A 17,807-nucleotide genomic window follows, 5' to 3' on the forward strand; every position below is an offset into this window, starting at 1 on the left:
CAAATCTCTCCTTATTTGTATTTATTCATATTGACGCGCAGCCTTTTGACTGCCAGGAAAATACAGGAAATGGTCAGCAGGCTGTAAAAGATCACATAGCCAATCCACAGCGGAACCGATACCATTGTCACACTCTGCAGCTGATCTTCCATCGGTGGCTGAAGCAAGGTCAGCATTACGGCCGGCGGGTTGATGGTGGCCCAAAAATGAGCCATTGGAGACATGGTCGGCGTGCCTGAGCCCATTTGGGAAACCTGAACCGATATCAGCAGAAAGAATGCGGTGACACCAGCGATAAAAATCATCGCGCCATATGTAGCAATGATGGCAACGATGGTTTTCCGGATCAAGGTCGAAAACATCACGCCGATGCTGGCGATTGCCAGCAAGGTCAGCAAATAAAACAGGAAAATGTAAAACAATTGGCTGGGTGAAACCCCTCCATACAAGAATACCAGACTGTAAATTGGCAACCCGGAAACAATCATCAGCAGCAGAAAGGCAATCGATGACGTCATTTTCCCAAATATGATTTGGAAGGAAGTCTGGGAGGTTGTCAGTAAAATATTTAAGGTTTGTTTTTCCCGCTCTGAGCTGATGGTTCCTGCTGTTAATGCGGGCGTAATGAATAAAATCAAGCCTAACTGGATATAGGTCATGATGCTGAACAGCATGAAACTCTCATCTGGACGAAAAAATCCATTCCCAGTCAGAGATGTAGCCAGAAAGATAAAACCGAAAACGAAAATACTCATGGCGATCAAGTAGAACAGGATGCCTGTAAAGCTTTTCAGGTTGCGGAAACGCAATTTAAGTTCTTTGATCAGCACCGGATTGGTAAATAGGGTTTTCATCCAATTTCCACTCCTTTTGTGATCGCCATAAAGACATCTTCCAGATCTGTTTCTTCTTCTGCAAATGACAAGATTGGTATGTTTTGGGTTATTGCCTCCTGAAGCAGCCGCAGCTGGTCGCCTTCTGTTCCCCGGTAGAAAAATTGAATGACCCTCTTGTCGCGTTGTTCTTCTATTTGGGAAACAAAAGGATCCATTTCGAAAAACGGAATAACAGAACTGGTATCTCCCATCACCTTAACCCGAATCACTTTCTCACTTTGCAGCTGTGCTTGAATAGCCTGCACAGAACCTTGTGCGATCAACTTTCCGTTATCGATGACACCGATGCTGTCGCACATTTCAGCAAGCTCCGGCAAAATATGGGAAGAAATCAAAATGGTTTTGCCCATCGCTTTCAATTCTCTCAGGATATCCCGCATTTCCACACGAGCTCGCGGGTCAAGTCCGGAAGCCGGCTCATCCAGTATCAGGATTTTCGGATCGTGGATCAGTGCCCGGGCCAAACATAACCGCTGCTTCATCCCGCGAGACAGCAGATCGACATAATCGTAACGCTTATTCTCCAAATTGACCAATTCCAAAAGCTTTGGAATCAGCACAGCACGCTCTTTCGGCTTAATGCCATAGCTGGCACCGTAAAAATCCAGGTATTCGTCTGTTTTTAATTGATCGTAAACTCCGAAGAAATCCGGCACATAGCCGATTTGCCTGCGCACTTCCTGCGGATTTTTGGTAACACTCATTCCATTGATAAACGCATCACCCGCTGTCGGCTGCAGGAGCGTCGCCAAAATTGAAAAAGTCGTTGATTTCCCTGCGCCATTCGCACCGACAAAACCGAAGACAGTGCTGTCTTCCACAACTAGGTTCAAGTCCTGAAGCGCATAAAACGAACCGTATTTTTTAGTTAATCCGATTGTTTGAATCACGGGGCAACCACTCCTTTCAATTTGACTTTTGGCACGGCAACTTCAGGATTCCCTGAACTATCGACCATCTTCAGCTTCATCTTGATGGTCCCTTCAGAACTGATGTAGTTTTTTGCATTATCGGTGAATTTTTGGTTGGACTGCGTGATTTCTTCGTAGTCTCCACTTTCGTGATTCAGTACAGTAACGGAAAGACTTTGACCGGAAGTGGCAATCGACAGTTCATTCCATGCAGCCTTTTTCAATTCTACATCTTCCGGCACTGTATAGGTCATGTCATAGTCTCCTGGTTCCAAATAGAATAAATAAGGGTCGCTTGACATATTTTCGAAATAAGCATTATTGCTGGTGCCAACCATTTCCATGCCAAAGGCATCTGCGTTCAAAGTGATGTCCCCACTCAGTGACAACTCCGGTTTAAAGCTCTGTGCAATCAAATGGACAGAGTCTACGGAAGCCCGTTGATTTTCCAGATTAATTGGAACAATGGCATCCTGTGTATAGGCAATCACATAGGGCGACTTCCCATTCTGTGACAACTGTTCATAAGAAGTGGAAAGCAACGTTTCGCGGCGTGCTTTTTCCAGCTCTTCCAAATCGGCAATCGGCTGATAGCCATAAGATTGGCCAATGGCTGCAGCAGGCGAAAGAATATCAGATTGAATGGTTTCGTTCACCGCCAGTTCTTCTCCTGGATTCAGGTTACCCAATTCCAGTAGGCGTGTACCTGTCCAAATCGAAACATCTTCCACTCCAAATGGAAAACTATTACGGATGGTTCCGATAATTTTCTCTTCGGCCACTTCCAACTCAATGCTGAAGTTTCCAGTGTTTTCAATATAAGACTGCCCCATAATGGATTCGACAGACCAATAGCGCATGTCCCTTAAAGTCATGTGGTTATTGGCGGCCCCTTTTTCCATCATTGCGGAAAGATAGGGCTGAGTTCCAGAAAATTCACTGGCCAACCGGTACGTCATGGTAGTGGACGGCGGGGCTGTAAATTGATAGTTTCCGCCACGGTTCGACAGCAATGAATTGACATAATAGCCATTCAGTCCATTGTCCGCATCCACTTCAAAAAAGCCAGTCTGCTGAATTTGTGGATTGCCGATCCGATCTTTCGCCCCATAAGCGAATAATCCGATTGAAGTCAGTAAAGCGACGGCCGGAATAATAAACCAGGCATACTCCCGTTTGTCTTTTTTCTTCAACACGATGTAAAGAACCGGGACAATCAACAGAATATAAAGGACAATAATAGCAATGATAAACGGTTTAGACACGGCAAAGCTCTCGAACAGCTCGTTGACATCGCCAACTTCATAGGCCATAGAATCGAGAATCGATTGGCCGCCCGTTGAATTGTAATTGGCCGTTGGTGCTGGAAAGAAATTTGACAGCATCTGGCTATAACCTTTTTGAGCCGATACGGTTTCATCTCCAAGAGAAAAGCTCAGTTGCGTCAAACTTCCGGAACCGACTGGCTGTGTTGCGGCCAGTACCTGGCCATCATTCTCCATTTTTGTGGCTGCTCCTTCTTTAGTTGTTGCCTGAAAAGCCGGAACTGATTTTTCAAGTCCAGGAACAGCAACTTCAATCGTTTCAGCTAATTTCAGTGGCAGGTATTCGCTTAAATTACCGAGTTCTGCTTCCAGATTGCCCGACGAACCCGTGATTACATGGCCGCCTTGCTGAATCCATTGCAGAACTGCCTGTTGTGTTGGCTCGGGCAGATCGCTGTAAGCAAACTCGTCGATGACCAGATAGTCAATCATGTCCCAGGCCTGCGCTTCTGTCGGCAATGTAAAGCTCTTCAATTGATTGAGGTGAAACACCTCTACTCCTTCGCTTGCCGGCACAGCCAGCTGCTTTAATGGCAATAGCCGGTCCTGATTATCTGTCAGGCTGGCAACAAACATAGTCCCTGGCGAATAATAGGAGGGCTGTATCGTTTTTTTTCCCTTAAAAGCAATCGATTCCCCTTCTTCCCAGCCTCCCTCGAACAGGAAAATGCTTTGGTCATTGGGTCCTCCTGTATAATACATGTCAGATAAACCGGATGATGCAATCTGCAGTGTCTTGCTCTCGCCTTCAGCAAGTTCGATCGGCATCGCCAAACCCGCTCCCAGATTATAAGTCTCCGAATAACTGATCACTAAGTCGCCTGAGAACGCTGAACCCTCATTGGTGACTGTAAACTGAAGCGGCAGGCCTTTTTCATACTTGACCTTGTTTTGGAAACCGGCGCTGGAATCCACGGTGATTTGTGGCGCCGCCGTTGACACCTGCGGCATGATAAATAAACTGATAAGCAATGCAAAAGCAAAAAATGCCAGCAAGCGTTTATGCATGATGATCCCCCTTTTACTCGTCTCTTTATTAGTACGCTGAGAAAGTAAAATAGTTCCATCTTCTCACAAGAAATACCTATATAGGTTTCTTGATTTTACAGAAAAAAAAAGAACGGTCAGCATATGCTGACCGTTCCTATAGTTCAGAAAAGAATCTGTGGATAAATTCCGGCATGAAGCTGAGGATTTTTTCATCCGGCTCCAGTTTCGCGTGGTGCAATCCATAAGGTGAAGAAACCCCTGCCCAGAACATCATCCCTGGGAGCTGCTCGGTGAAATAACCGAAATCCTCACCTGTCATGGCTGCCTCACTGCGAGTCGCTGTTATGCTTTCAGATGTGCTGGCATACTGCAGAAATTTCTCTGCCAAGGCCTCATCATTATTAACTTCCAGATAGCCTGAACCATAATCGATGGTCACTCGGCAATTGTAGGCTGTCTCGACCGCTTGGCAAAAGCCTTCAATCCGTCGCTTCATGTGAATCATGGACTCGCTATTCAAGGTGCGAATCGTACCTTCCAGCCGGGCATGTTCAGCGATGATGTTCTGTACCGTTCCAGCGCTCATCTTGCCGATGGTCAACACGGCAGAGTCCATCGGATTGACGTTGCGGCTTACAATGCTCTGCAGCTGCATCAATAAAGAAGCAGCTGCAACGGCCATGTCTTCCGTCAAATGAGGATAAGCGGCATGCCCGCCTTTGCCGTGAAGGTCGATAAACAGCTCAGAGGTGTTGGCGAACAACAAGCCTGGCCGGGTTCCTACTGTGCCGATTGGGAGCTCTGGCGCAATATGCAGCGCACAAATGACGTCCGGCAGAAAATCCGGTCTGTCATTTTTCAGCCATTCACGGAATGGCAATGCCCCACCTGGACCTTCTTCTGCAGGCTGGAACAAAATTACCGCATCATCCTGGATTGGCTCTTCAATGAGTTTTTGCAATAAACCCAGTGCAATCGCCATATGGATATCATGACCGCAAGCATGCATAAATCCAGGATGAGTCGACTGAAATGGCAATCCGGTTTCTTCGGTGATCGGCAGGGCGTCAATATCAGTCCGCCAGCCAATCCGTTTCGCCGGATTTATGCCTAGTACTTTAACTGCGATGCCGGTCCGCCATTCAACCACTTCCAGCCGCTCTTGAGGCAGCCGGGATATGGTTTCCAATAGATAGGCCTGTGTTTTGACTTCCTGAAAACCAATTTCCGGAATTTGATGCAGATCTCTTCTGATTTTCACTAATTCCATTGGATTCACCGATTAAAGCTGTCTAAGCTCTTGTTTGATTTCTGTTTTTGCACGTGTTTTTGCGTCCATCAATTTCAATACGCGTGCTGGTGTTCCGCCTACGACTGAGTTTTCAGGTACATCTTCAATAACAATCGCTCCCGCTGCAACTACTGCTCCTTTGCCGACGCGAACGCCTTCAAGAACAACTGCATTGGCACCAATCATAACATCGTCTTCAATGATGACAGGAGTTGCGGATGCCGGCTCGATAACACCAGCCAGTACAGCGCCCGCTCCGATATGGCAGTTTTTTCCGACCGTAGCTCGGCCGCCCATGATAACGCCCATGTCGATCATAGTTCCGTCACCGATGACAGATCCGATATTGATGACAGCACCCATCATGATGATGCAATTATTGCCGATTTCCACATTTTCGCGGATAAATGCTCCCGGTTCGATGCGGCTGTTGATGTTTTTCAGATCCAGTAACGGAATCGCTGAATTTCTGCGGTCATTTTCCACAACTGAATCTTCGATAACTGCAGAATTTGCTTCCAATGCCTGCTGAATATCTGACCATTCGCCGAACACAGTAATTGAACTGCCTTCTCCGAACACTTTAGAGTCTGCGCCGTAATTAAGGTCAGCAACTCCTTCGCCTTTTATGTAAGCTTTTACGGGTGTAGCTTTTTTCGCATTCTGTATGTACGAGATAATTTCGTTTGCATCCATTTGTTTCATCAATAAAAACCTCTTTCCATTATGTGATGTTGTTATTATATCTGATTCAGCATAAAAATTCATCCGCTTCACCTTAATAAAGCGGCATGTTTTTCGACTATATCGACAAATGCCACTACCTGGCGCAGTTGAAAGGCGGATTCATAGCCGATGAGCCAGGTATCCCGTGTCAATTCCAACTCTTCTTTGTTGTTCGTCAATGGCATCATATGCACATCTTCTGTGCCGGTCAGTGTAATCGACGGGAGAATGGCATAGCCGATGCCATTGATAGCCATCTGCTTGCAGGTTTCGATTTGGTCGACCGTAATCTGCCGTTTCGGATTGGAAGCAAAATGCTTTTGCCACCATTGCTGGATTTCCTCATGATAATTCGAGTCGCTTTTAAACTGAATAAACGGCCGTTCAGTCTGAAAAAGTTCCTCAAGTGACCGGATTTCCTTATCGACCAAATATAAGGTGTCTTTGAATAAATGCAGCTTTGGCCCTTTCCAATCCGTATGGCCGCGGACGATCCCGATATGCGCTTCGCCATCGTAAAGCGCACGGACAATTTCAGAGCTCCAGCCTGTAATCAGCTGGATTTTTGCTTCCGGATAAAGGGTCACAAAATCCTTCAGCACTTTTGGCAGCCAGTTTTGGCCAATGATCGTCGCGCATGCAATTTTCAATGTGCCATGCACTTTTGATGTTAAGGTATGAAGCACTTCAAAAACTTCTTCTTTCCGTTGGATGGTTTCATTGGCGTATTGGATGACCAATTCTCCGGCAGGTGTTGGCGACAGCCCTTTTTGCGAACGAACGAACAATTGCTGGCCCCAATCTTTCTCAATGGATTGCAGGCGTTGCGATAAAGCCGGCTGCGACAAAAACAGCCGTTCTGACGCTTTTCTCATATTGCCTTCTTCGGCCAACACTTTAATGATCAATTCTTCATTTGACACTGCTCTTCACTCCTTTTTGTCCGCGAAGCCCAAAGATCAAGATAAAACTGACGAGCGCGAAAAATGCGGTGACCAGGTAGACATTTTGAAGCGCTCCAGCTAATGCCTGCTGAAGAAAGCCTAATGATTCAGCTGAAAGGCTCGCACGGCTGTCGGCACTGAGCAGATCATTGATGGAGCTTAAGGAATAGTTTTGGCCATTGTCAGCAAAGGACCGCAACAAGGAACTGTTGAGGATACTGCCGAGCAAGGCCACACCAATCGTGCTGCCCAAGTTCCGCATGAACATATTTGAAGCAGTGGCGGATCCCCGTAGCTCGTAGGAAACCGATGCCTGAATCGAAACGATAAAGGCTGTACTGGTCAACCCCATTCCGAGGCCAACAAAAAAGCTGGACATGGCGGCCCATAAAGGACCAAAGCCAGGCTGCATCAGAACAAACAGCAAAGTCCCTACTACAAGAAAAGCACCTCCTGCCAAAGACGTTTTGAAGTAGCCGATTTTAAGCAGCAGCCCCCCGGAGAAAAAAGCAGCCAATGGCCAGCCGATCGACATGGCTGTCAATGTAAAACCTGCGATAGCTGCCGGCTGTTCCATCACACCTGTGACATAAGTAGGCAAATAGCTGGAGATGCCGATTAAAATGACGCCGGTTGCCAAAGAAACGAGATTGGCATAGAGGATGGCCTTGTTCCGCCAAATCTCAAAAGGCATCATCGGATCGATCGCTTTCTGCTCTGCCCAGATAAACAGCACAAAAAACAGCAGACTGGCCGCCAGCAAAATCATGGATGGTCTGGACAGCCAGTCAAACGACACCCCCCCTTCCACCAGTAAATACAGCATGCTCGATAAGGCCGCCGTCAACAAGGCGGCCCCTTTGTAATCGATCGCCGGTTTTTTTGTATTCACCGGCTCTTTCAAATACAGCAGTACGCCCGTCAGCGATAATATGCCAAGAGGCAGGTTCAGCCAAAACACATATTCCCAGCCGACGGTTGCCACAAGGATGCCCCCGATTGCAGGGCCAGTAACGGCTGAAATGCCCCAGACACTTGATAGGTAACCCTGGATCTTCGCGCGTTCCTCACGGGAATAGATGTCTCCGACAATTGTTGTCGCAATCGGCATGACGGCACCCGCGCCCATTCCCTGGATAAACCGGTAGAAAATGAGTTCTTCTATCGAATTGGCAAAGCCGCATAACAAAGAACCGAGCAGAAACAGCAGCATGCCAACAGCAAATATGCGTTTGCGGCCAAATATATCAGATAGTTTGCCGTATAGCAGAACCGTTACGGTGCTCATCAGCAAATAGGCCGAAAATACCCAGCTGTATTTCGAAAACCCGCCCAGTTCAGACGCGATGCTTGGCATGGCTGTTGATACGATCGTCGCCTCGACAGCACTGACGAACATCGCCAGCATGACAGAAGCCAAAATCAGCGGCCTTTTTGTTTTATCCATTGAATAAACCTCTTTTCGGCTGGCAATAAAAAGCGAAAGCGCCCTTTCAGATTTGACGGGCACAGCCAGAATGGCTTGTGTTCCTGAAATCTGGGCGCTGGAATCTAAACTACTTATGTAGAACAGAGGATTCATGCTTTCTTAAGCATAAAAAAGGCCTCTAGAACGAGACCTTCTCCACTGTTGCTGTGTTATCTTTTCAACTGATAAATTTGTTTTTTAAGTTGCTTCAACACAACCCGCCGCGTCAAAATCCCCATGAACATTTCTTCGTCGTCTATGACGCATAAGAAATTTTGGTTGATGACCATATCCAGCGCTTTTTGAAAACGTTCGTTGACGTGAATCAAAGGCAGATCTTTTTCCATGATATCTTCCACGCGGATATCAGAAAGCCGTTCGTATTCTATATGATCCATTCCTAGAATTGCATCAGTAATCCGTTGCGCATTGATCAAGCCGCGAAAGCGATATTTCGAATCCAATACCGGAATTGCTGAATAGCCCGTCTTTGTCAGTACGAGCAATGCATGTTCAGCGCTATTGCCCATCTGAACATGTGCAACTTTTTCGGAAGAAATGATATAGTCTTCGATTGGTGTATCCAGAAAATCTCTGCTTGGTAATGAAATCATGTACTCTACTCCTTTTGCATCTCCTGTATTAGATGCCATCCATTCAGATTTCATCATAACACATCAAGATTTCTGAAACTATTTAAATGCTGTGCAAAATGGCTTAAAAAGGAAATTTATTCAGCCATTGCCCACCGTCCAAAGTGACGATTTCTCCGTTCATATAAGAGGCTTTATCCGACATGATAAAGGCTGCAAGCTCTGCCACTTCCTCGGGTTTACCGAGTCTGCCCAGAGGAATCGATTCCAATGTCCGCTTCGCGGCTTTATCGGATTCCCACAGCTTATCGGCTCCACCAGTCCGCTCGATTGGACCCGGAGCAATGCCATTGACCCGGATGCCAAACTGCGTTCCCCATTCGACAGCCAATGTCCGTGTCAATGACATGACACCCGCTTTAGCTGCAGCTGAGTGTGCAACTCCAGCTCCTGCATTCCAGGCATACGTGGCAAGCATATTCAGGATATTTCCTTTTGTGCCGTTTTCAATCCAATAATTGCCGACCGCATGGGAACAGAAAAAGGTCCCATTCAAGACAATATCGATCACCGATTTCCAGCCATTCGGCGATAGTTTTTCCGCATGGACAATAAAGTTTCCAGCGGCATTATTGACCAGCCCGTCCACTCTTCCAAATTTTTCATGGGCGAACTTCACCATCGCTTTAGCGTGTTCAGGTTCCCGGACATCCATTTGGAACACTTCGACTGAACCGCGGTCTCCTGAAATCGCTTTCACAGCTTCGTTCAGCTTTTCCATATCGCGCCCCGTTATGACGACATTGGCGCCTTCTGAAGCGAATTTCTTAGCCATATGCAGCCCCATGCCGCTGGAGCCACCCGTAATAATAATTGTTTGATCCGTGAACATGCAAACATCCCCTTTTGATTAGACTAAATGATATACGTTGAACGAATAATCTTCATCTGCCGATAAATCGACGCAGACAAGAAATCTTTCTTAGTTCAACTTAACTATTTATCTTCTACATAGCCATCGGTTTTCCCTTTTATTGCAAACACCCATTCAGTATACAGTGACTGGAAATTTTGATATGATGGAGTCGAAACTAACCATTATTTAAAATGAAAGGAATGAGTCAATGCCATCCTCCAAGTCAGATTCAGATATCGCACAAGCCATTTTCACGGTTAATCGGCACGCCAAAACTGCCCCCGACAATCAATATTTGTATGCTTTGAAAAAAGAAGCTTTAAATCTGATGATTGAACAGCAGCGCGCCAAAAAAATCGGTTTACACTTCAGTAAAAACCCTCAGAAAAGTCAACAACAATCTTCAGTCCTCATAAAATGCGGCAATTACTATTTTCATATGCTTCCGAAAAAAGAAGATTTCTCATCACTCGAGCATTTAGGCCACCTGGATGACACATACCGCAATCCCCCCAGCCGAATGAACTTGAAAGTGGCCAAAGAAATCTTACGGATTCTGACCGGATTAGAGCCGCAGAAAAAAGAATCGGCTGTCTCCAATTTCACCAAATCCTATCAGCCTCGGCAAATTGACCGGTTTTATTCGCCTAAAAAATCTTATTTTGATTGAAGTCAGCCACTAGCCGAAAACCTTCCCAGGTTTTCGGCTTTTCTTATGCCTCGTAATGGCGGATTAAAGTTTGTGTTCCGTTATCTTCATATCCCTGGGCCGCCAGCTCTTCGTACATGCTTAATGACAGACGCAGACCGGGCAGCTGCAATCCCCAGTTTTCCGCTTCTTCTGCTGCAATCTTCATGTCTTTAATAAAATGCTTGATGTAAAAGCCCGGACGAAAATCTTCGTTGATCATTTTTGGAGCTAGGTTAGACAGTGACCAGGAACCAGCTGCTCCGGAAGAAATGGATCGCAGGACGCGCTCTGGATCAAGCCCCGCTTTTTTTGCATAAACCAACGATTCGCAAACTCCAATCATATTGCTGGCAATATTGATTTGGTTGCACATTTTGGTATGCTGTCCTGAACCCGCGGGACCTTGAAAGACGATGTTTTCACCAAACAGGTTGAGCAGTGGAGAAATTTGCTCAAAGACCTCTTTTTCGCCGCCAACCATTATGGACAAAACAGCATTTTTAGCACCGATGTCCCCACCGGATACCGGGGCATCTAAAGCATGAAGCCCTTTTTCGGCCGCAGCTTCAAAAATCCGTTGTGCCAAATGCGGCTGGGAAGTCGTCATGTCGACCAGCACAGATCCTGCTTTGGCGTTATGGATAATGCCTTTCTCCCCAAAATAGATTTCTTCAACATCGGAAGGATAGCCGACCATGGTGAAAATGACCTCACTTCTTTCCACCACCTGCTGGGGTGATTCCACCAGCACAGCGCCTGCTTCAACCAGGTTCTCCGCTTTTTTTGCTGTCCGTGTATATATGGAAACCTCATGCCCATGATCCATTAAATGTTTAACCAGGCTATTGCCCATGACTCCAGTGCCGATAAATCCGAGCTTCATATGTATTTCCTCCTTTTGTATATCTTCAGTTTAGCAAAAATCTTCAGGATATTCACTCTTGGAATAAAAAAGGGAATGGAAAGGCGCCCAAGCAGCTCTTCCTCCACAAAAAAATCGCAAAAAAAGAAGCCGATCCGCAATGGATCGACCACAAAAGGGGGAAATGAGAATGTTGCTGTGTTCAAGTATATTATCCCCCTCCTGAAAGCACTTTAAACATTTTCTTTTAAACATTCACCTTATATTTTTGAGAAGCCATTGAAAAATCGCTTTGCCTGAACACATTATATGTTCAACTCTGTTATGTTATTTCGACGGTTCTTCTGTATACGTATAGACAGTGGTTCCGTGGTGGTAAGCGGTGCCTCTGAAATGCTTGAAATCCTCACGCACTATCAAAACTGTTCGGAAATCCAGGAAATCTCCTTTTTCGATTGTGATGGATTCAATCTCCCCATTTTTCAAATCTTCGAGTTGCTGGCTATAGTCAGTCATGAATTGTTCTCCTTTTGCCTTAGTATTGATGAACCCTTCTGTTATAATACTAGACGGATGATAATTATCGTATTCAGCAAGTATTATACAGAATCATCTTTAGACAGATTTCAAAAATCTGCACTAAGAAATAGTATACAGCAAGAAATCAAGTCGGACATCTTTGTCCATGCCGCTGCCAATCGAATGGCACGGCTTCAATTTTTAGGAGGATTTGCATGATCAACTTTTTAAAGCAGCATCCTTTGATTGTGATGCTGCCACTGGCTTTCTATTTGTACAATTTAGCCTTTGAAAACCCCGCCATCTTTTGGTATATGTACACATTTGCGATGCTGATTTTAATGTCTTTCGCTATTATATTCGTTAAGGTTTTTGACGAACTTGTTACTTGGAAATCTTTGGTTTATGGATTGGGTTACGGAACACTCCTGTACGGACTCATTGCCGTCGGTTTCCAATTGCTGCTTCTGACTCCTTTCAACATTTCGGGTTCTGTCGATTCTTTCTTATCCGCGTTTGCGCCTGTCTCGATTTGGCATTATCTCCTTTTGATGTTCATCATCGTTCCAGGTGAGGAAATTTTCTGGAGGGGATTGGTCCAACAAAAGCTGAAAAAATATATCTCTACACCGCTGGCGATTCTGGCCAGCTCCATTCTTTTCGGTTTTGCACTGGCATTGGGCGGATTTTGGCCCGGTGTAGGGGCTGGTATCGCAGCAGGGCTGATTCTTGGCCTGCTTTACGAATGGAAAAAAAGCATGCCTGTTATCATTGTCACCCATCTGGTCATGATTGTCCTGCTGTTCCTGATTTTGCCGCTGCCAGTTTAAGATGAAACATTCCTTCCTTTCGAACGTCTACTAGACAAACCGATAGGAGGGAATTTTTTATGAAGAAGAATTTATTTTTATTATCATCTATCCTGACGGTTGGCGTATTGCTGACAGCTTGCGGAACGCCAGATACTGTCGAGGAGGACACCGGCACTGCCCCCGAAGAAACGGCTGAAGAAACGACTGTAGAAGTAGAGGAAGAAGAAGCTGAAGAAGAAGTGGCCGAAGAACCTGAAGAAGAAACCAACACCGGTGAAAGCACAGAAGAAGCTGAGCCTGCCGGAACCCTTACACAGAGTGATGAACAGAACTATGAATTATATGTTCTCGATGGCTACGAGCTGACAGCAGAAGAGCCGAATAAAGATGCACTCTACGTCGCGGATAATTCAGGTGTCTTCATGCGCATCGAGACATTCGCTGCTGGAGAAACCGATTTCGCTTCTCTTGAAGAAAATATGAAACAAACTCTGCAAGCCGTCAACCCGGAAGAAGAACCTGCTGAAGCCACGAATTTTGATGAAGCTGATTTTGAACAGTCTGCTGCTTATGAAATACCAAGTACGGAAGGCACCGTAACCGGCATTGTTTATGAAAAAGAAGATCTTCTGGTGCGCCTGACAATTTTTGACGACAGCACTGTCAATGCTACCGAAGACTTTATCACTATGGGCAGAACCATCGGGACGCTTGAACAATAAACCAATGCAATCGAAAAGGCCATCCGAAATTCGGATGGCCTTTTGCTTTCTTTAATAGGATAAATCTTTGATCGACAAACCAAGTTTCTTCATCAATTCAATGGCTTGCTCTTTTTCTTCGCTCGACAACGCATCCGTCAATTCATGCAATTTCTTTTCATGCTCCGGAAAAATCTGCGCCATGAATTCTTTGCCCTGCTCCGATATTTCGGCATAAGTCACACGGCGGTCGCTCGGGCAATTTACGCGCGTGATATAGCCTCTTTTTTCGAGCTTATCGATCACGTATGTGATAGAACCGCTTGCCAGAAGGATTTTGCCGCCTATTTTTTGAAGTGGCTGCTTTCCTTTATGGTATAGAAGCTCCAAAACGGCAAATTCTGTTGGATTTACTCCACTTGCCTGAAAAAAATGGTTGGTCTGTTCGGTAATTGCTTTATGTGCACGTGACAGCACAATAAATAATTTCAGCGATTGTTTAATCTCTTCATTCATCCTATCCACTCTTTCCACTATTTAAGCTGCATTACGCTAATTATAGTCTTTTTTCGCTAGAATAACACCTTCCAGGCTTCACCTTTGCCTTTAGCCAATGATCACGCGTTCTTTCGGGTAATGGAATTTTGTCGGGTCTGTTTTACCGCCAATCGTAAAGAGGAATGAAATCAATCCAACTCGCCCGACAAACATCAACGCCATGATGATAAACTTCCCGGTACCTGATAGGTCACTGGTAATGCCAAGCGACATACCACATGTTCCAAACGCCGAAGTGATTTCAAATATGATTTCTATAATGGTTGCCTGCGGTTCCGTAATGAGCAAGGCGATGGTCGCCACAAGAACCATAAAGACCGCCAGAAAAATAACAGCGAAAGAACGAAATACGTCAATCAGCTCAATTTCGCGCTTAAATATTTGAATGGTGTTTTTACCCCTTGCAAAATTGATTAAAAACAGAATAGCGATAGCAAAAGTTGTGGTGCGGATTCCGCCTCCTGCGGAACTTGGAGAAGCCCCAATAAACATCAATGCGCTCATAAAGACATTTGTCGCATCGCTGAATTGCGTAATATCTATAGTTACCAAACCGCCTGAACGCGATGAAACAGAGTGGAAAATCGCTGCAAAGGCAGACTCATGCCAACTCATCCCTTTAAATGCACGGAACGATTCGAGGAGCAGGATGCCGATGGCTCCGACTGCCAATAAAATCGCAAATATGCTTGTCGTTATTTTAGTGAACAAGGAAAATCGGAAATACTTTTGTTTATTGGATAAGAATTCCTTCACTTCAATCAGAACCGGGAAACCGATGGCTCCCAATATGATCAGAATCATATTGATAATTTGGACAAAATAATCATTAAAATAAGGAACTAATGACTCTCCGGTGATATCAAACCCGCCATTTGTCGTGGCTGTTACGGAACCAAAGACACCATGAAGCAAAGCTTCCTGGAATGTCGGAAAATACTGCGTGAAATAGACCGTCAGAATAAGCGCGCCCACCGCTTCAATCAGCAGCAGAATTTTGACGATCTCAAGAATAAGTTTGACTACACCAGACATACTCGACTGATTATGGTCAACCATGATCAATTGGCGTTCACGCAAGCCGATGCGTTTACCGACCAGAAGCCAGAAAAACGTACCAATCGACATGATGCCAATTCCACCCAACTGCAAAATAAACATCAAAACGACGATGCCGAATACCGTATAGGTGTCAACAACGTTAATGACGGTTAGGCCTGTTACACTCACAGCGCTAACTGCAGTAAACAAGCTGTCAATTAATGGGATGGTCATCCCTGGTTTATGGACATTCGGCAATCTTAATAATAAGAAGGAAACTGCAATCGCCACAAAATAATACGAAACAATCGCTTGTGCAGGTGTAAGGTTTCGTACTTTTTGAAATGTTTTATTCATAAGACATTGATTCCCTTCGGCATTTTATTCTCTCCTCATTCTATGAAAAGAATAGACAAAAAGAAAGAGAAATCGAAAATCTATTTAAATTGATAATGATTAGTAATAATAAAGAATCCGGTTGCCATGATTATCAAACTTAAATAAATGAAAAGAGCAGAAGAATTCCTTCTACTCTTTTTGTTTCTTCTCTTGCTTGCTTCCCTTGTCCGTAGAGCTCTCAATTTCTTTTTGCTCTTTTTGCTTTTTCTCACCAGAGTGATCAGCAGACTGTTCTTTTTTCTTATCTTCTAAAGGGGCTAGGTGAGTTTCTTTTTTCTCTGATGAATTGGCGCTGCCTGCAGGTGTCCCTTTTTTATCAACCGGTTTTTCCTTCGGCACAGGTTTTACCGACTTTTCTTTCTCCTTTTTTTTGACTGGAGCAGGATTGTCGGCTTTAGTCGAAGACTCATCAGCCTTATTATTTTGCTCGGTTTTTTTGGGCTGTTGCTCTGTTTTCGGTAAAGGCTCCCCTTTTTTCTTTTCCTTTGCAGATGAAGTTGATGTGTTTTTTTCTGTTGGTTTATTCTTGTTTGGTTCTTTCTTTATATTCTTTTCTTTGCTTTCATTTTCTTCTTTGCTTGGGTTCGTTTCTTTGTTTTTGTTCGTTTCTTTATTGCTGGTTGATTGTTTGCTTTCGCTTGGCGCTTCTTTTTCATCTATCACATTATCTTCTTTTGAAACAGGTGGTGTCACGACCTTTTGTGTCGGCTCCTGTACTTCAGTCTCTTTTTGAATCTTCAAGTTTTCAGCTTTCTCGATCATTTGGCCGACAGGCACATGATCGTCTTTTGATTGACGCCATTGTTCCTTGGTAGCTTCTTTCATCTGGATCGCCATATTTTCATTTTGGGCAATAGCAGAAACCGCCAGAACGAATTTCTTTATGGATTCGTCAAGCTCCCGGTCGTCTTCTTCAACCGCGGTAATGGTGATTTGTTCCGTCTGATCTGTTACAGCCAGTTCAAACACACGATTCAATACATCAAAGAGGGGCTCATTTTCCCAATCATCAAGTTGATGGATCAGATCGTATCCATCGCTGTTCAACTCTCGGATCGACACTACTTCATACCGGTCATTGATTCCCAACTCAATACCCGGATTGATTTGAACCTGTACATAGCTAAATGCCTCTTCAGCAGGGAATGCCAATACAGACATGAATAACACAGCAGCAGCTATTGCCGCTATTGCAGGGGCCATAACAGGCTGCCAACGAACGGCCGGTTTTTTTACCCACGGATAAAAAGAGGCTTCTTCACCTATTGAAGGGTCGCCGGCAGGGGCCCCTTTTACGAATTGCCCATTTTTCATCAAAAAAATTGAGCGGTCATGGTTTAGTTCAATGCATATTCCTGATTTTATCCGCATTAGTTTAACCGCCCTTTCAAATAATCTTTTAAGAAATGCAGATCGCTCATCTGCAGTAGAGCCATTGCAATTATGTATTTCCGATTGCGTTCAATCGTCTTACGGGAGACCTTTACCAATTTTTCAATTTCCTTGATCGGCAACTTTTTTTTGTTCACCATATAATCTTTATATTCATCCGTTTCAGCTACCAGCTGAGCAATCTGAATGGATGTGATGCGCGCATCCTCATGGGAAGGCGATACTTTGACCAGCATTTGAAATGACAAGCCGAATTCCTGAAGCATTTCCTCATATAAGGAAATTTCCTCACGCCTTTTTTGATCTTGCTCCTCGGCCGTATAGGCTTTAGACGCGGCATGATCGGCAATGCCGTTATGCACTTCCGGCTCTGCTGCCGGCAGAAAATCATAGCTGAATTCTTCCCGCCGGCTTTCCTTGCGTATAAAATCGATAACGCGTCTGCGAATGACCATGTGGGCAAATGTTAGAAATGTTGCATTATTGGTTTGATCGAATTTTTGTACAGCTTCATTGAACGCAGATAGTGCCACACTGTATTCATCGTCGTGGTCATCGATAAATCGTTTGCATACTTGAGATGCCGTTTTTTTCATAAAAGGTGAATAAGAAAAAAGCAAATCGTGCAGCGCCTCTTCGTCGCCGCCTTGTGCCTGTAATACCATTATTTCAGCATCGGATTTTTCAATACGTCCAAATCTCCCGCCTAATGTAGACAAAAGCACACCATTCACCTCTTCTCAAAGTTACTGCCTAGTTGATTGTAACTTTG

General features: G+C 44.8%; 18 protein-coding genes. 3 read left to right on the forward strand and 15 right to left on the reverse strand.

The genetic code is table 11. The annotated features are described in order from the left end of the window. Window positions 1–11: 11 nt before the first annotated feature. From J7I83_RS07030 to fadH, 9 genes are all read right to left on the reverse strand, one after another. Window positions 12–854, reverse strand: a complete 843-nt coding sequence (locus tag J7I83_RS07030; RefSeq protein ID WP_215099976.1) for an ABC transporter permease — start codon at window positions 852–854, stop codon at window positions 12–14. Next, a complete protein-coding gene (locus J7I83_RS07035) occupies window positions 851–1,786 on the reverse strand; it encodes an ABC transporter ATP-binding protein (protein WP_215099977.1) in 936 nt (311 codons plus the stop codon). Before J7I83_RS07035 ends, J7I83_RS07030 begins: the two co-directional genes overlap by 4 nt. Further along, on the reverse strand, window positions 1,783–4,140 hold the full coding sequence (locus J7I83_RS07040; RefSeq protein WP_215099978.1) for a hypothetical protein: 2,358 nt from the start codon (window positions 4,138–4,140) through the stop codon (window positions 1,783–1,785). The genes J7I83_RS07035 and J7I83_RS07040 overlap by 4 nt, the downstream gene beginning before the upstream one ends. Before the next feature lie 136 nt (window positions 4,141–4,276). After that, on the reverse strand, window positions 4,277–5,392 hold the full coding sequence (locus J7I83_RS07045) for an N-acetyldiaminopimelate deacetylase (RefSeq protein WP_215099979.1): 1,116 nt from the start codon (window positions 5,390–5,392) through the stop codon (window positions 4,277–4,279). Between the two features lie 12 nt (window positions 5,393–5,404). After that, window positions 5,405–6,118 carry a 2,3,4,5-tetrahydropyridine-2,6-dicarboxylate N-acetyltransferase gene (gene dapD, locus J7I83_RS07050; protein ID WP_215099980.1) on the reverse strand — a complete coding sequence of 238 codons (714 nt, stop codon included), beginning with the start codon at window positions 6,116–6,118 and terminating at the stop codon, window positions 5,405–5,407. A 68-nt stretch (window positions 6,119–6,186) separates the two neighbouring features. Then, a complete protein-coding gene (locus tag J7I83_RS07055) occupies window positions 6,187–7,062 on the reverse strand; it encodes a transcriptional regulator CcpC (protein ID WP_215099981.1) in 876 nt (291 codons plus the stop codon). After that, entirely contained in the window at window positions 7,052–8,530 is a 1,479-nt protein-coding gene (locus J7I83_RS07060) for an MDR family MFS transporter (protein WP_215099982.1), read from the reverse strand. The genes J7I83_RS07055 and J7I83_RS07060 overlap by 11 nt, the downstream gene beginning before the upstream one ends. A gap of 191 nt (window positions 8,531–8,721) precedes the next feature. After that, window positions 8,722–9,165 (reverse strand): cyclic-di-AMP-binding protein CbpB, encoded by a 444-nt coding sequence (cbpB, locus tag J7I83_RS07065; protein ID WP_215099983.1) that lies wholly within the window; start codon window positions 9,163–9,165, stop codon window positions 8,722–8,724. 103 nt (window positions 9,166–9,268) lie between these two features. Further along, window positions 9,269–10,036 carry a 2,4-dienoyl-CoA reductase gene (gene fadH, locus J7I83_RS07070; RefSeq protein WP_215099984.1) on the reverse strand — a complete coding sequence of 256 codons (768 nt, stop codon included), beginning with the start codon at window positions 10,034–10,036 and terminating at the stop codon, window positions 9,269–9,271. Window positions 10,037–10,268: 232 nt separating this feature from the next. On the opposite strand from fadH, the gene J7I83_RS07075 reads away from it, so the two are divergent. Next, window positions 10,269–10,730, forward strand: coding sequence for a YkyB family protein (locus tag J7I83_RS07075; RefSeq protein WP_215099985.1), 462 nt, complete (start codon window positions 10,269–10,271; stop codon window positions 10,728–10,730). A gap of 43 nt (window positions 10,731–10,773) precedes the next feature. Here the strand turns inward: J7I83_RS07075 and J7I83_RS07080 are convergent, their stop codons facing one another. Beyond that, window positions 10,774–11,634 (reverse strand): NAD(P)-dependent oxidoreductase, encoded by an 861-nt coding sequence (locus J7I83_RS07080; RefSeq protein WP_215099986.1) that lies wholly within the window; start codon window positions 11,632–11,634, stop codon window positions 10,774–10,776. Between the two features lie 306 nt (window positions 11,635–11,940). Then, a complete protein-coding gene (locus tag J7I83_RS07085; RefSeq protein ID WP_215099987.1) occupies window positions 11,941–12,129 on the reverse strand; it encodes a hypothetical protein in 189 nt (62 codons plus the stop codon). Between the two features lie 218 nt (window positions 12,130–12,347). Between J7I83_RS07085 and J7I83_RS07090 the strand changes: the two genes are divergently transcribed. After that, window positions 12,348–12,962: a CPBP family intramembrane glutamic endopeptidase gene (locus J7I83_RS07090; RefSeq protein ID WP_215099988.1), complete on the forward strand. Its 615-nt coding sequence runs from the start codon at window positions 12,348–12,350 to the stop codon at window positions 12,960–12,962. 59 nt (window positions 12,963–13,021) lie between these two features. Further along, entirely contained in the window at window positions 13,022–13,666 is a 645-nt protein-coding gene (locus tag J7I83_RS07095) for a hypothetical protein (RefSeq protein ID WP_215099989.1), read from the forward strand. Window positions 13,667–13,717: 51 nt separating this feature from the next. On the opposite strand, the gene J7I83_RS07100 is transcribed toward J7I83_RS07095, so the two are convergent. The 4 genes from J7I83_RS07100 to sigI all read right to left on the reverse strand — a co-directional run bounded on the left by J7I83_RS07100 (window position 13,718) and on the right by sigI (window position 17,760). Continuing rightward, window positions 13,718–14,161, reverse strand: coding sequence for a MarR family winged helix-turn-helix transcriptional regulator (locus J7I83_RS07100; RefSeq protein WP_142826163.1), 444 nt, complete (start codon window positions 14,159–14,161; stop codon window positions 13,718–13,720). Window positions 14,162–14,251: 90 nt separating this feature from the next. After that, entirely contained in the window at window positions 14,252–15,601 is a 1,350-nt protein-coding gene (locus J7I83_RS07105; RefSeq protein ID WP_215099990.1) for a TrkH family potassium uptake protein, read from the reverse strand. Window positions 15,602–15,772: 171 nt separating this feature from the next. Then, window positions 15,773–17,014: an anti-sigma-I factor RsgI family protein gene (locus J7I83_RS07110; RefSeq protein ID WP_215099991.1), complete on the reverse strand. Its 1,242-nt coding sequence runs from the start codon at window positions 17,012–17,014 to the stop codon at window positions 15,773–15,775. Next, complete coding sequence (gene sigI, locus J7I83_RS07115) at window positions 17,014–17,760, reverse strand: RNA polymerase sigma-I factor (RefSeq protein ID WP_215099992.1); 747 nt, start codon at window positions 17,758–17,760, stop codon at window positions 17,014–17,016. The genes J7I83_RS07110 and sigI overlap by 1 nt, the downstream gene beginning before the upstream one ends. Between the last annotated feature and the right edge of the window lie 47 nt (window positions 17,761–17,807).

Source organism: Planococcus sp. ISL-110 (genome assembly GCF_018613575.1).
In the GTDB taxonomy this organism is placed as follows: Bacteria; Bacillota; Bacilli; order Bacillales_A; family Planococcaceae; genus Planococcus.